Annotated in this window: 11 protein-coding genes and 2 tRNA genes; 5 read left to right on the top strand and 8 right to left on the bottom strand. The window is 39.1% G+C overall.

What is annotated here, in order from left to right; all coding sequences use genetic code 11:
* Window positions 1-222 precede the first annotated feature (222 nt).
* The 4 genes from QMG11_RS19655 to dnaN all read right to left on the bottom strand — a co-directional run bounded on the left by QMG11_RS19655 (window position 223) and on the right by dnaN (window position 3,722).
* The gene (locus tag QMG11_RS19655; RefSeq protein WP_281838093.1) at window positions 223-759 is read right to left on the bottom strand and encodes a macro domain-containing protein; all 537 of its coding nucleotides are present in this window, start codon (window positions 757-759) and stop codon (window positions 223-225) included.
* Between the two features lie 38 nt (window positions 760-797).
* Window positions 798-1,358 (bottom strand): GNAT family N-acetyltransferase, encoded by a 561-nt coding sequence (locus tag QMG11_RS19650; RefSeq protein ID WP_281838091.1) that lies wholly within the window; start codon window positions 1,356-1,358, stop codon window positions 798-800.
* A gap of 357 nt (window positions 1,359-1,715) precedes the next feature.
* The gene (locus QMG11_RS19645) at window positions 1,716-2,600 is read right to left on the bottom strand and encodes a mechanosensitive ion channel family protein (RefSeq protein ID WP_281838089.1); all 885 of its coding nucleotides are present in this window, start codon (window positions 2,598-2,600) and stop codon (window positions 1,716-1,718) included.
* Window positions 2,601-2,630: 30 nt separating this feature from the next.
* Window positions 2,631-3,722: a DNA polymerase III subunit beta gene (dnaN, locus tag QMG11_RS19640; protein WP_281838087.1), complete on the bottom strand. Its 1,092-nt coding sequence runs from the start codon at window positions 3,720-3,722 to the stop codon at window positions 2,631-2,633.
* A 239-nt stretch (window positions 3,723-3,961) separates the two neighbouring features.
* Here dnaN and QMG11_RS19635 point away from each other — a divergent pair, with 239 nt between their 5' ends.
* Window positions 3,962-5,374 (top strand): asparaginase, encoded by a 1,413-nt coding sequence (locus QMG11_RS19635; RefSeq protein WP_281838085.1) that lies wholly within the window; start codon window positions 3,962-3,964, stop codon window positions 5,372-5,374.
* Window positions 5,375-5,426: 52 nt separating this feature from the next.
* Here the strand turns inward: QMG11_RS19635 and QMG11_RS19630 are convergent, their stop codons facing one another.
* Together QMG11_RS19630 and QMG11_RS19625 are read right to left on the bottom strand one after the other, a co-directional pair.
* The gene (locus QMG11_RS19630) at window positions 5,427-6,893 is read right to left on the bottom strand and encodes a uridine kinase family protein (protein ID WP_281838083.1); all 1,467 of its coding nucleotides are present in this window, start codon (window positions 6,891-6,893) and stop codon (window positions 5,427-5,429) included.
* A gap of 19 nt (window positions 6,894-6,912) precedes the next feature.
* On the bottom strand, window positions 6,913-7,794 hold the full coding sequence (locus QMG11_RS19625; RefSeq protein WP_281838082.1) for a YegS/Rv2252/BmrU family lipid kinase: 882 nt from the start codon (window positions 7,792-7,794) through the stop codon (window positions 6,913-6,915).
* Between the two features lie 331 nt (window positions 7,795-8,125).
* Here QMG11_RS19625 and QMG11_RS19620 point away from each other — a divergent pair.
* Window positions 8,126-8,202: transfer RNA gene (locus QMG11_RS19620), tRNA-Arg, on the top strand.
* A 106-nt stretch (window positions 8,203-8,308) separates the two neighbouring features.
* Here QMG11_RS19620 and QMG11_RS19615 read toward each other — a convergent pair.
* Complete coding sequence (locus QMG11_RS19615; protein WP_281838081.1) at window positions 8,309-8,890, bottom strand: DJ-1/PfpI family protein; 582 nt, start codon at window positions 8,888-8,890, stop codon at window positions 8,309-8,311.
* Window positions 8,891-9,153: 263 nt separating this feature from the next.
* Between QMG11_RS19615 and QMG11_RS19610 the strand changes: the two genes are divergently transcribed.
* Window positions 9,154-9,978: a nucleoside-specific channel-forming Tsx family protein gene (locus tag QMG11_RS19610; protein WP_281838079.1), complete on the top strand. Its 825-nt coding sequence runs from the start codon at window positions 9,154-9,156 to the stop codon at window positions 9,976-9,978.
* Window positions 9,979-10,106: 128 nt separating this feature from the next.
* A complete protein-coding gene (locus QMG11_RS19605) occupies window positions 10,107-10,301 on the top strand; it encodes a hypothetical protein (protein WP_281838077.1) in 195 nt (64 codons plus the stop codon).
* A gap of 127 nt (window positions 10,302-10,428) precedes the next feature.
* On the opposite strand, the gene QMG11_RS19600 is transcribed toward QMG11_RS19605, so the two are convergent.
* Window positions 10,429-11,007 carry a DUF3157 family protein gene (locus tag QMG11_RS19600; protein WP_281838075.1) on the bottom strand — a complete coding sequence of 193 codons (579 nt, stop codon included), beginning with the start codon at window positions 11,005-11,007 and terminating at the stop codon, window positions 10,429-10,431.
* Window positions 11,008-11,240: 233 nt separating this feature from the next.
* On the opposite strand from QMG11_RS19600, the gene QMG11_RS19595 reads away from it, so the two are divergent.
* Window positions 11,241-11,317: transfer RNA gene (locus QMG11_RS19595), tRNA-Pro, on the top strand.
* Window positions 11,318-11,660: the final 343 nt, after the last annotated feature.

The following is an 11,660-nucleotide window of genomic DNA, read 5'->3' as shown; positions in this document are numbered from 1 at the left end:
TAGTTTGAGGTATATACATTACTGGTCATATCCTTTCGAGTAGAATTTTGTGTGGTAACTCAATTATTACTCTATATTGGATATGATTTTTAATTTTTTGTGAATTACTTTTGCAACACTCTATTTTTTTAATAATAAAAAAGAGGCGATGACAAGAAAAGTCATCGCCTCTTTTAACTTCCCTACAAGTGTTGCAAGATCTTAGGAGTAGGGATTAAATGTCTAGATGCAGGCAGCCTTACTGATGTGTGTAAGGTAGGCTTTACGATAGTGGTCATAAGACTGTGTATCGTAACATACTAGGTATACCATTTGAAGATTTTCCTCGTGAGTTTCAAGGAAGTTGCAGATACTCTCAACAGCCAGTTTAGATGCTTTTTCTAAAGGAAAGTTGTGAGTTCCCGTACTTAGAGAAGGAAATGCTATAGTTTTTGTTCCAAGCTCTAAAGCTCTTTTAAGAGAGTTTGTATATGAGGCCTTAAGAAGTTTCTCTTCGTTAAAAAAACCTCCCCTCCAGATAGGGCTGGGAGTGTGGATAATGTGTTTAGCCTTAAGGTTGTAGGCTGATGTAACCTTCGCTTCTCCTATAGGGCATCCGTGTAAAGTTTTACACTCATCCTCTAGCTCCTGTCCCCCTAACTTTCTTATGGCGCTGTCGACCTGTCCCCCCTCGAGAAGTGTGGCGCTAGATGGGTTTACAATAACCTCTACCTCTTGTTCTAAGATGTCTCCCATTATAATATCTAATTTTTTGTTCATATATGCTCCTAAAGTTTAAAAATTTGTGTCCTGACTTATTACTTTAAATTTTCTAAAAACTCTTCTCTTAAAAGGGTAAAGTGGATATGGTCCTCCCACTGTCCATTGATCTTCAGATACTTTCTGGCAATTCCCTCTTCTATGAATCCAAGTTTTTTTACGAGTTTTTGAGATGGTAGGTTGGAAGGCATAATATTAACTTCTACCCTGTGAAGCTTTAAAACACTAAAGTAGTAGTTAAGAGCTTTTTTTAATGCTTCAGTCATATAGCCATGTTTTTGCTGCTCCTTGTCCAGTTTGAAACCGAGAAATGAGGACTCAAAGGAGCTACGGATAATATTTCCAAAGTTAATAAATCCTATAAGGGTATCGTTATCCTTTAGGTAGATCCACAGCTTGAGCCGTGTACCGTTTCCTATCTCATTTTTTTCAAGACTGAGGAGCCTCTCATGGTATTCTACAGAGAAAAAATCATCTCTCTTATAACTTTCCCATTTTTTAAAAAAGCCTCTATTTCGCTTGTAATAATTTGTCACTTCCTTAGCACTGCTTTCGTCCAACATCTTTAGGTAGAGCCTTTCAGTCTCTAGCACGATCATCTACCTTCCTCCTTTTGCAGCCTTATAGTACTAATTATTATTTACAATTTCTTTATCCCGTTTCCTTTTACAGGTTGATTTTAAGATATTTTTCTATATAATTCAAACATTTTAATTGGAATTAAGATATATAATATTAATGATAACTATAATAAGTGAGGAAATTAAGGAGAAGAAGTGAGAAGATTAATAAAAATTAATTTGATTTTATTTCTACTTTAAAAAAATAAATGTAGGTATAGTTAAGATTAGGGAAGCATATTGGATATAAAAATAGGGGTTTTAATAACCCCTGGAATCAACAGATACTCTCCCCCAAGGGCTCGGCGTAGTGTCGAGCCCTCCTTTGTTTTTTGATTATCTGTTGTAGTGATGTATATCCATCTGTGGAAATGGGATGGATAGCTTGTGCTTGTCTAAAGTAGGCTTGGTCTTATCCATAAGTCCGTAGTAGACATCCCAGTAATCCTCAGTTTTACACCAGGCTCTTACAAAGATGTTTATAGAGCTTGCCCCATACTCCCCTATAAGGACATTTACATCGGGGTGCTTGAGAACCTTTTCATTGGAATAAGCCATCTCCTTTAACACCCTCTTAGCCAGCTCTATGTCATCTCCATACCCCACCGACACTGTAATGTCAACTCTTCTTACATGTCTGGATGTATAGTTTATAATAGGGCTGGATATGATGTTACCATTTGGAATGGTGATTACCTTGTTGTCAAAGGTAAGGATCGATGTAGAAAATACATTGATGGATTTAACTGTTCCGTTAAGTCCGTTTACATCGATGTGGTCGCCCACAGAGTAGTTTTTAAATACAAGGATAATAATTCCTCCAGCAAGATTTGCCAGGCTGTCCTTCAGGGCAAGTCCCACTCCCAGTCCAAGGGTACCCAAGAATGCTATAAGGCTGCTTCCCTTCATTCCCAGGAAGATAAGGCAGAGTACTGCCATAAGAATCTTTATTCCCAGGTGCAGGAAGGACTGGGTGAAGCTCTTAAAGGATTCATCCATATTTTTATAGTACTTTGTATTTTCATAGGAGGTGAGGAGCTTATCGAAGAACCTCTTTCCCAGTTTATATAATATGATTGCAAGAACTATCTTTACAGAGAAGTAGATAGACTTAACTGTAAAGTTTATCAGAAACTCCTCATTAAATAGATGTTCCCATAGCTTTACTCCGAAAGCTTCATTAACTAAATCTTCAGTAGCTGTTTTTATTGTGTGTTCCATGTTGATGCTCCTTTTCTAAAGTTAACCTTACTAGTCTCTCAGAGCTAGAGGCATAAGTATATATCTGTAGTTGTTGTTGTCCAGTTCCTCTAAGATAAACATGGAGCTGGAGTTAGTGGCCTTTATAATTACATTTTTATCGATCTTATCGATGAAGTCGTAGACAAACTTTACATTCAGAGAGGCTTTAAAGTCATCCCCCTCTTTTATGGTGTCTACCTTCTGAACGGTCTTAGCACTACCAGAAGAGACTGTCATAGTAAGCTTGTTCCCTTTGAAATCCATGTAGGAACCATTTTTAGTTTCCTGATTCCTTCTGGCAACAGCCATAACCTTCTTGATGGCTTTTTTAAAGTCCTGAGTATTTAACTCTATGGTCTTGCTGTGAGTCATATTGTTGAAGATAGCTCTATACTCAGGGAATGGCATCTCAATAAGCCTTGTGGAGATAAATGTATCCTCCCAATTAAGGGTGAAGATCTCTCCTCTGATCTCAGCAACAGCCTCCTGGGAAACACCCTTTAGAAGCTTACAGATGATAGAGATGCTCTCTAAGGGAATGGAAATCTCCCTAGTCTGCTTACAGCCAACCTCTTCAATATAGTGGGTAAGTCTGTATGAGTCTGTGGAGATAAACTGCATCTTATCTTCCTCACAGCTCACTCTAATTGAGTTGATAGCAAGGTTGTCCAGAGTAGGGAATGCAGAGAACTTAACCATTTCAAAGGCCTCTATAAGCTTCTCCCCAGGGATAGTGAAGAGTTCCTCCCCCTCTATCCTCTCAACTACAGGGAAGTCCTCTACATTTAGGATGGAGAACTCCGCTCTGTGGATTGTAAGCTTATTCTCATCTACGCTGATCTCAAGGGTGTCCTCATCTAGAAGCTTGATGTATTCAAGGACCAGTGGAATCTTAAAGGCAACACTTCCCTCCTCTGAGACCTCTGCTTCCATGTGAGTAATATAGTTGAATTCAAGGGTGGTTCCTGTGAATTTAACCTTATTATCATAGGCGTCCAGTTTTGCACCAGAGATAACAGGTCTTATGCTGTTGTCCTTGATTATACTGGAAAGCTCTGAAAGAGCTTTTATAAATTTTTCTCTATTTACGAGTAGTTTCATCTATTCCTCCCAAAAAAGTCGTTTATAAAAGATTATACTATATCCCACCCTTATTCTCAAGAGTTTTACATCCCTACATATTTCTTGAAAATGATGAGATTGTGATCAAAGTGTACATTAATCAATTAACTTGATTTTTTACTGCAATAATAGTAGAATATGGGTAATGTCAATCTTGAAAAAATAGGACAATAAGGCTAAAAAATTACAATTATTTGATACTGATTTTGGGAGGTAAGATGTTAGATAAAGTTCTTATTATAAATACCGGTGGAACAATAGGGATGGTTCACACCGAGGAGGGGAATCCCCTCAGCCCATTGAGACCAGCAGAAAACTGGCATGAGATAGCAAAGGAGCACCCTATTCTCAATAATTTTTCCACAGATTACTATCAGTTTACCCCTCTTATCGATTCCTCGGATATGCATCCAGATACCTGGAGGAGAATAGCAGAGGTAATAAGCGAGAACTATGACCTTTACAGAGGGTTTGTAGTTCTTCATGGAACGGATACCATGGCCTATACCTCGTCGGCACTTTCATTTATGCTGAAAAATCTGGATAAGCCAGTGGTTCTTACGGGATCCCAGGTGCCTTTACAAAAGCCCAGAAGTGACGCCCTTCAAAACCTGGTAACAGCTATCCAGATAGCTGGAAATGAACTTTACGGTGCCCGTGTGGTGCCAGAGGTTTGTATATTCTTTAGAGATACTCTGTTAAGGGGAAATAGAGTAAGAAAGATGGATGCCACAAACTACTTCGGTTTTTCCACTCCAAACTATCCTACCCTTGGAGAGGCAGGGGGAGACCTAAGGATAAGAAGGAAGAGGATACAGCCTGTAAGCGATGAGAAGTTTTATATAGATACTAATATCGAGGACAGGGTTGTTATCATAGAGATCTTCCCGGGACTGAAGCCTGAGTACATAAAGAATATATTTGAGGCCAATCCAGATATAAGGGGAGTGGTGTTAAAGACCTATGGAAATGGAAATGCTCCTACCAATGATGAGTTTATAGAGGTAATGGAATATATTAATTCCAAGGGTATTGTAGTAGTTAATATAACTCAGTGTACCACTGGAACTGTAAAGATGGGACTCTACGAGGCAAGTGCGAGGCTTCTGGATGCAGGGGTAGTAAGTGGATTAGACCTTACCCCGGAAGCTGCCATAACTAAGCTTATGTATCTTCTTGGGAAGAGTCGGGATGTGGAGGAAGTAAAGAAGCTTATGCAGATAGATATATGCGGAGAGCAGACCCTAAACCACTATGACTTCGAGCACAAGCATGAAAGGGAAGATGAGGAGTGCATGTTTACATTTGATATTCCAGAGGCCATAGCAGGGGATGACCTGGTAGAGGCTGTAATCAGAATTAAGGGAGTATCTCCTATGGACAAGGAGGTTGCAGGGGTAAATATCTCTATAGAGTTAGAGGGGGATATCCCAGTGGAGAACCTTAAGAACTTCAGATCTCGTAAGGAGGTAAGAAAAACTAGGGATAGCCTGGGAGAGGACATCCTTCTTAGTTTCAATCACTGTACCAAGAAACTTGTAGACAATTGTAAGGCCATCAAGGTAAGGCTGAAGGCAGACACAAGGATAGACTGGGGAAGCATAACTTTCTCCATATACTCGGAAAATTAAGGAATAAAGAAACACCCCTCTATAGAGGGGTGTTTTAATATTAACTTGCTTTTTAATACCTGTAGAAGTAGCTGCCACCAATAAATTCCTTTAATATAGAGTCATCGGGAACACACTCATCCTTTATATCCTTGAAGTAGCTGATAAACTTGATAAGCCTGGTGGCTTCTTCAAAGTATCTGCTTGTAGCATCAATCTTCTCCAGCTCCTTCAGAGCATATTTTTTAAGGATTCCCAGTTCATAGACCAGGCTGGAATCGAACATGGCATCGGCTTCCTCCTGGAATGGAAAGATATTTTTCTCCTCTCCCCGTCTCACAGAGCTCCACATATCCAGGGTGCCTTCAGCACTTGTACCTCTGGAGAGGGAATCTCTTACAATCCTTCGGAGTTTTCTTACTTCACTTGTTGGAATCCTGTTATGGTCATCTACATTTAGCGTTGTAAGGCAGCTGATATAGATCTTATACTTCAATTTTTTCTCCAGGTGTTCTGTAAGCTTCTCATTGAGGCCATGTATTCCCTCTATGAGAAGTATTCCGTTTTTAGGGATCTTAATCCTCTTTCCAAAGCTCTCCCTTTCCCCTGAGTGGAAGTTATACCTGGGGACCTCTACCTCCTTTCCTGAAATGAGCTTCTTGAGGTGGTCATTTAAGAGTTGGAGGTCCAGGGCTTCCAAAGCCTCGAAATCCTTTTCTCCGTTTTTATCCAAGGGTACATACTTCCGACCTCTGTAGTAGTTATCCAGAGAGATAACTACTGGCTTTAGGCCATTTACCCTCAGGTGGATTCCCAGCCTCTTGGTAAAGGTGGTTTTTCCCGAGGATGAAGGTCCAGCTATGGTAACAAGCTTGACATCCTTTTTATTGGCGATATCCTCAGCTATAATAGCCAGTTTTTTATGGTGAAGGGCTTCATTGACCCTGATAAGCTCATAGACCTCTTCCGACCTTACCTTTTCATTAAGTTTACCTACATCATCTACCTCTAAGATTCTTCCCCACTCGCTGGACTCATGAAAGAGCTGGGCCAGCTTGGGATGGTCATCTCCCCTGGGAATCCTATGGGGATCCATTTTAAAGGGGTATCTTAGGATGAAGCCTCCATTATATGGTTCCAAGTCAAAGAGGTTGATGTGACCAGTACTCTGGTAGATACCGTTGTGGAAGTAGTCGTAGAATCCTCCCATCTCATAGGTCCTCAGATCCAGCCAGTCGGAGTTCTCCACCAGCCTCATAATATCTGGCCTATGGGAGAAGCAGTCCTTCTTCTCTAAATCACATATGGGCATAGTAACTTTTTTTATGGGGAGATCCTCAATAATGGTTTCCCTCATGAGCTTTTTAATCTCAGCAATGTCCTCTGGGGATACTCCCTCCTCCCTGATGATCTCTCCGTAGATACCCTTATTGAGGGAGTGCTTGATCTTAACCACTGCAGTATGATCAAAATCATAGACAGCTTTAACAAGGATGAACTTCAGGGTTGTGTAGTAGTTTCTTTCATCAAAAGTTTTCATAGTAAGGCCTCCTGTGTACTTAGAGTTTATAGCCCAGAACCTTCAGCGATCTCTTCTGGCAGCTTATGTTTAGAGGGAAATCGGGTCCTCTTTCTCCGTCTATATCTGTTTTTATATCTTCAGATGAATCTATAACCAGCTTATTTGTGGTAAAGTGGATAACTCCCTTGGGTTTTTCTAGGTGCTCCCCCATCATAAATTCAAAGAAGGATATGAGGGTTTTAACTCCAACATCTCCCTTTACAATTACCACATCCAGCATTCCGTCATCGATCTGGGATTTATATGCAATATTGAGGTTCCCTGCACTCTTTCCATTGAAGATAAAGACGATTAGGGATGGTCCATCAAAGGTGAATCCGTCGGAGGTAATGGTAAGGTTTAGCATCTTAAACCTTGGAAGTTCAGTAATACCGCTGAAGTAGTAGGCCAGCTTCCCCATATTATTTTTAAGGTTTACATTTGTTCTCTGGGACACCTCTGTAAACAACCCCATGCTTGCCACGTTGACAAAGTACTTATCATTGACCCTTCCAAGATCCACCTCCCTAACCTCAGAATCGATGATCTGTTTACAGGCTATGGATATATCCTTGGGCATTCCCAGACATAGAGCAAAATCATTGGCTGTTCCAGTGGGAAGTATTCCTACTGGGCAGTCGACATTCAGCCTCTTCATGGTATTGACGATATTATTTATGGTGCCATCTCCCCCAGCAAGGAGAAGATGCTCGTAATCGTCTATATCATCAAAAGCTTCCTCTAGAGGAAATTTTCTACCTATTCTAAAGGGGGTAACACTGTATCCATTCTCCTGGTAGGTTTCAAATATATTATCGAGATTTTTGATGATGGCGTTATCCCCGGAAAAGGGATTGTATAGCAATTTAACTTTCTTCATAACTCCTCCTAGCTTATGAATAATACTGGTACTAAATAATTTACCACAAATAAGACCCTTTCCTTTTATAAAAAATTACGTGGCAGCAATAAAAAATATAGATAGGGAAGCCCCTGGCTCCCCTATCTATATTTTTCATATTTAATCCTAAAATTGAAAAGTCTCTTGATCCAAGCAATCAAAACAACCACCTCTAGAACATTAAAGTTTATTTTTAATTATACATCAATATAATAGGCACTTCAAGAATTATCTATAAATAAAAATAGATAAAAAATTTTTAGCTTTTTTTGTTGACAATTTTTGTTATATAGTATAATCTTAACTTGAAGGTCCTGTAGCTCAGCTGGATAGAGCGGCGCCCTCCTAAGGCGTAGGCCGTGCGTTCGAATCGCGCCAGGATCGCCATTTAAAATATTAACTGTCTCAACGGTTTGAGACAGTTTTTTTATTTACTGGAGAAAAAGCCACCTGCATAGCAGGTAGCTTAAGTTGAAGAGGGATAAAACATTGCTTAGAAACCCATGGCTTCCCTTATATAGGAAACATTCTCTTTGGAGGTAAGAAGCTCTAAAAGGATGAAAGCTACCTCTACTGCACTCCCTGGGGCTGATGAGGTAATTAGCTTATCATGAACGACGATATCCTCTCTCACTGGAACAGCACAATTCCTTTCTATCTGCTTAAAGTACCTGTCATTATCCAAAAGATAGGTTGTAGCCCTTTTTCCTTTTAAAACCCCACTTTCAAGGAGGGGGATAACCCCTGTGCAAACTCCCACTATATATCTGTCCCTTGAATAAAACTCCCAGATCTTTTCCTGGAAAACCTTTAACTTGGTGTCCCTGAAGAAACCAGCGCTGCCAAATCCCCCTGGAATAACAAGAGCATCGTAGTCATCTGCAGAGATATTACCCAAGCTTTCCTCTGTTACTACTTTAAAGTTCCAGGTAGAACTTATTTCAGGTTTTACGGAAGCAGTGACAAGAAGGGTGTCTCTACTTCCGATGGTGTTGTTCCAACCAAAGACATCTGTAAAGGCGCTGGCTTCAAGGGCTTCAAAGCCATCTGAAAGAAGTAAAAGTATCTTTTTCATAGTACCTCCCAATTTAATTTTTCATATGTTCACTATATATTAAAGTGGAAAAAAATTCAAAACTTTATAAAAAGGAATTTGATGCTTAAAATTGAATAAAATTGAGCCCTTAAAATTTTAAGAAAAATAGCCCCCCTTAAAATGAACTGCAGTTTTTAGTGTATAATACTTGCATCATTTGGTTGGTTTTGGTATAATGAAAAAGCTCACTTTGGGAGGTGAGCCATTAGGGAGAATGAAATTATGAAAAAGGAGAGATTAATATGAAGAAGTTTTTAGGACTAGCAGCTCTATTAGCAGCTGTATCGACTAGTGCAATGGCAGTTGACTACTCAGATGATATTCATAAGAATGACTATAAGTGGTTCCAGTTCAACGTTATGAAGAGTAAGGGAAACAAGATTCCATTTGGAAATCAGGATGACACTTACTTAGAGATGGAGTTTGGTGGAAGATCTGGTATCGTTGACCTTTACGGTTACTGGGATCTATTTGACCTATCAAACAGCGGAAGCTCAGATAGACATGATGGGGATAACTTCTTCTTAAAGTTTAATCCAAGATTTTCACTAGATGGAATGACTAAGAAAGACCTTGCTATCGGGCCAGTTCAGGAGTGGTATGTAGCTACTCAGATCGAGGCAGGAGATGGTGGTCTATGGACTAACTTCATCGGTATAGGTACAGATGTACAGGTTCCTTGGTTTGGAAAGATGGGACTTAATGTATATGCTAGACACATCCAGGAAGATTATGGATCTGAAAGAGAAGGAGACTGGGATGGATTCAGAGTTTCAACTAACTGGTTCAAGCCGTTCTACTTCTTTGAAAATGGTACATTCGTAGCATATCAGGGGTATGTAGACTATGACTTTGGTATGGATGATGACTTTGCTGATGGAAGATCTAGCCACTCTCTACAGTGGTTCAACGGTATCTACTGGCACTCAGACAGATATGCTGTAGGTTATGGACTAAAGGTTTACGATGACTTCACTGGTATTTCAGACGGAGAAGACTTCGGAGGGTATGAAAATCAGGAAACTTCAGGGGTAGGACACTACTTTGCTGTAACTTATAAGTTCTAATTAAAACCGGGATAATTCCCGGTTTTTTTCTTATAGTTATTTTAACTTCTTAATATATCTTTAACTTTTTATTTATCTCATAGAAGTATCTATATAACATCTTAGAGTTTTAGGAGGGGGTGTGAGTTATGAAATTCTTATTTATATTAATCTTGGGAATAACCATGGCAGCATGTACAAGTACCTCAGATAAAAGTGAAAGGATAGCAAGGGAACCGGTTAAATACTGGAACTATGTAGAGGAGGAGAAGACCTTTGTAGAGGATACAACAGAAGAGGAGAGGGGAAATATCTACTATTGGAACTATAGGGGTGAGGAATAGAAAGAAAAGTCAGAGCTTTCAGCCCTGACTTTTTTATTGTTAAGATAAAGTATAGAATTTATAAAAAAAATTACTTGAAGTAATAAATGTTACAACCGGTTATCAGGATGCGATGTCACGTTGCTCTTTATCTGCTTTCAACATTTTTTATGATGACTCTGATCTTTCCATTCCAGTTGTCCATCTTTTCTATCTTCATCTTTCCCTCTTTGCTCTTCCCTACTCTGACATAGGTATCAGCCATACGATTAAATCCTTTATACACGTAGTCGGTGACAGTATGAAGTACATTTCCCTCATCATCTAGAAGAAGAATATCAGCTTCTACCCTTACTACAGAGGCACTGCTATTATTTGTAACCTTGAATAAAAACTCAATATTATCCCTGTACTCCTCTGAGGAAACCACTTCTACACCTACTCCCCCTTTAAGATCCTCCTCTAAAAGCTCAGGATACCTTTCCATTATAAGCTTAGTTTCAGCCTCTTGAAGGGTTACCTCTTCCACTAAAGGGGCAGCACTACCCTCTGATGGGATGACTCCCTTAACATCTTCAGCTGTTCTTTCCATAGGTACAGCTATCTCCTCCCAGGTAAAATCTTCCTTAATTAGAATCTTTCTACCATCCTTTAGTTCCACTATCTCCATTGAGAATGCTGTAACAGCAGTCAGGAGAAGCAGCAAAAAAACTATTCTTTTAATCATCTGAACACCTCTTTAAAATATATTAAATACACATCTATTTCATAATATCACCTTTAGAGAGAAACTTCAATTTCATAAGTTGCTACTTTAAAATATAAAAATACCTAGAAAATATGAGAGGATATATCGTTCTTTTTTAGTGTATTAATAAATATAGATTTAAATTAAATTATTTTTCTTTAAGAGGGGATTGATTTTCATCTGAAGATGTAATAATATTTTTACCGAGATGTCGGAACGTGGCGCAGTCAGGTAGCGCACTGGTATGGGGTACCAGGGGTCGCTGGTTCGAACCCAGTCGTTCCGACCATTTTTTAATTTTTTGACAGGAGTTAAATATATCAGATTGAAGAGGTATTAAATTAATTCTTTTAAAAAATTAAAAAAAGTGTTGACGGGAGGCTGTAATAGTGATATTATACTTCTTGTCCACGAGGGAAACCGAAGGACGAAAAATGAAACTCAGAATAACTGAAAGTTATCTGAGTACTACAAAACATCCTCAGCAATGTCGGTGTTTTGCATCAAGGACATTAGCAATTAAATAGAGAAGATAAGTCAGAAAGACGAAATGATTTTTTAATCAATTCGCAACCAATAATTAGGTGTATAATCACGGAAGTGATTTAAAATATATTTGAATGAAGAGTTTG

It is taken from the genome of Propionigenium maris DSM 9537, assembly GCF_027925155.1.
Taxonomy (GTDB): domain Bacteria; phylum Fusobacteriota; class Fusobacteriia; order Fusobacteriales; family Fusobacteriaceae; genus Propionigenium; species Propionigenium maris.
The sequence above is the reverse complement of the archived record's forward strand: the minus strand, read 5'-3'. Positions and strand labels throughout refer to the sequence as shown.

What these genes read in the sequence shown, in the direction of transcription:
- dnaN (WP_281838087.1), bottom strand. Translation starts at nt 3,722, where the DNA reads ATGAAACTACTCGTAAATAGAGAAAAATTTATAAAAGCTCTTTCAGAG.
- QMG11_RS19605 (WP_281838077.1), top strand. Translation starts at nt 10,107, where the DNA reads ATGAAATTCTTATTTATATTAATCTTGGGAATAACCATGGCAGCATGT.
- QMG11_RS19655 (WP_281838093.1), bottom strand. Translation starts at nt 759, where the DNA reads ATGAACAAAAAATTAGATATTATAATGGGAGACATCTTAGAACAAGAG.
- QMG11_RS19600 (WP_281838075.1), bottom strand. Translation starts at nt 11,007, where the DNA reads ATGATTAAAAGAATAGTTTTTTTGCTGCTTCTCCTGACTGCTGTTACA.
- QMG11_RS19615 (WP_281838081.1), bottom strand. Translation starts at nt 8,890, where the DNA reads ATGAAAAAGATACTTTTACTTCTTTCAGATGGCTTTGAAGCCCTTGAA.
- QMG11_RS19625 (WP_281838082.1), bottom strand. Translation starts at nt 7,794, where the DNA reads ATGAAGAAAGTTAAATTGCTATACAATCCCTTTTCCGGGGATAACGCC.
- QMG11_RS19645 (WP_281838089.1), bottom strand. Translation starts at nt 2,600, where the DNA reads ATGGAACACACAATAAAAACAGCTACTGAAGATTTAGTTAATGAAGCT.
- QMG11_RS19630 (WP_281838083.1), bottom strand. Translation starts at nt 6,893, where the DNA reads ATGAAAACTTTTGATGAAAGAAACTACTACACAACCCTGAAGTTCATC.
- QMG11_RS19610 (WP_281838079.1), top strand. Translation starts at nt 9,154, where the DNA reads ATGAAGAAGTTTTTAGGACTAGCAGCTCTATTAGCAGCTGTATCGACT.
- QMG11_RS19635 (WP_281838085.1), top strand. Translation starts at nt 3,962, where the DNA reads ATGTTAGATAAAGTTCTTATTATAAATACCGGTGGAACAATAGGGATG.
- QMG11_RS19650 (WP_281838091.1), bottom strand. Translation starts at nt 1,358, where the DNA reads ATGATCGTGCTAGAGACTGAAAGGCTCTACCTAAAGATGTTGGACGAA.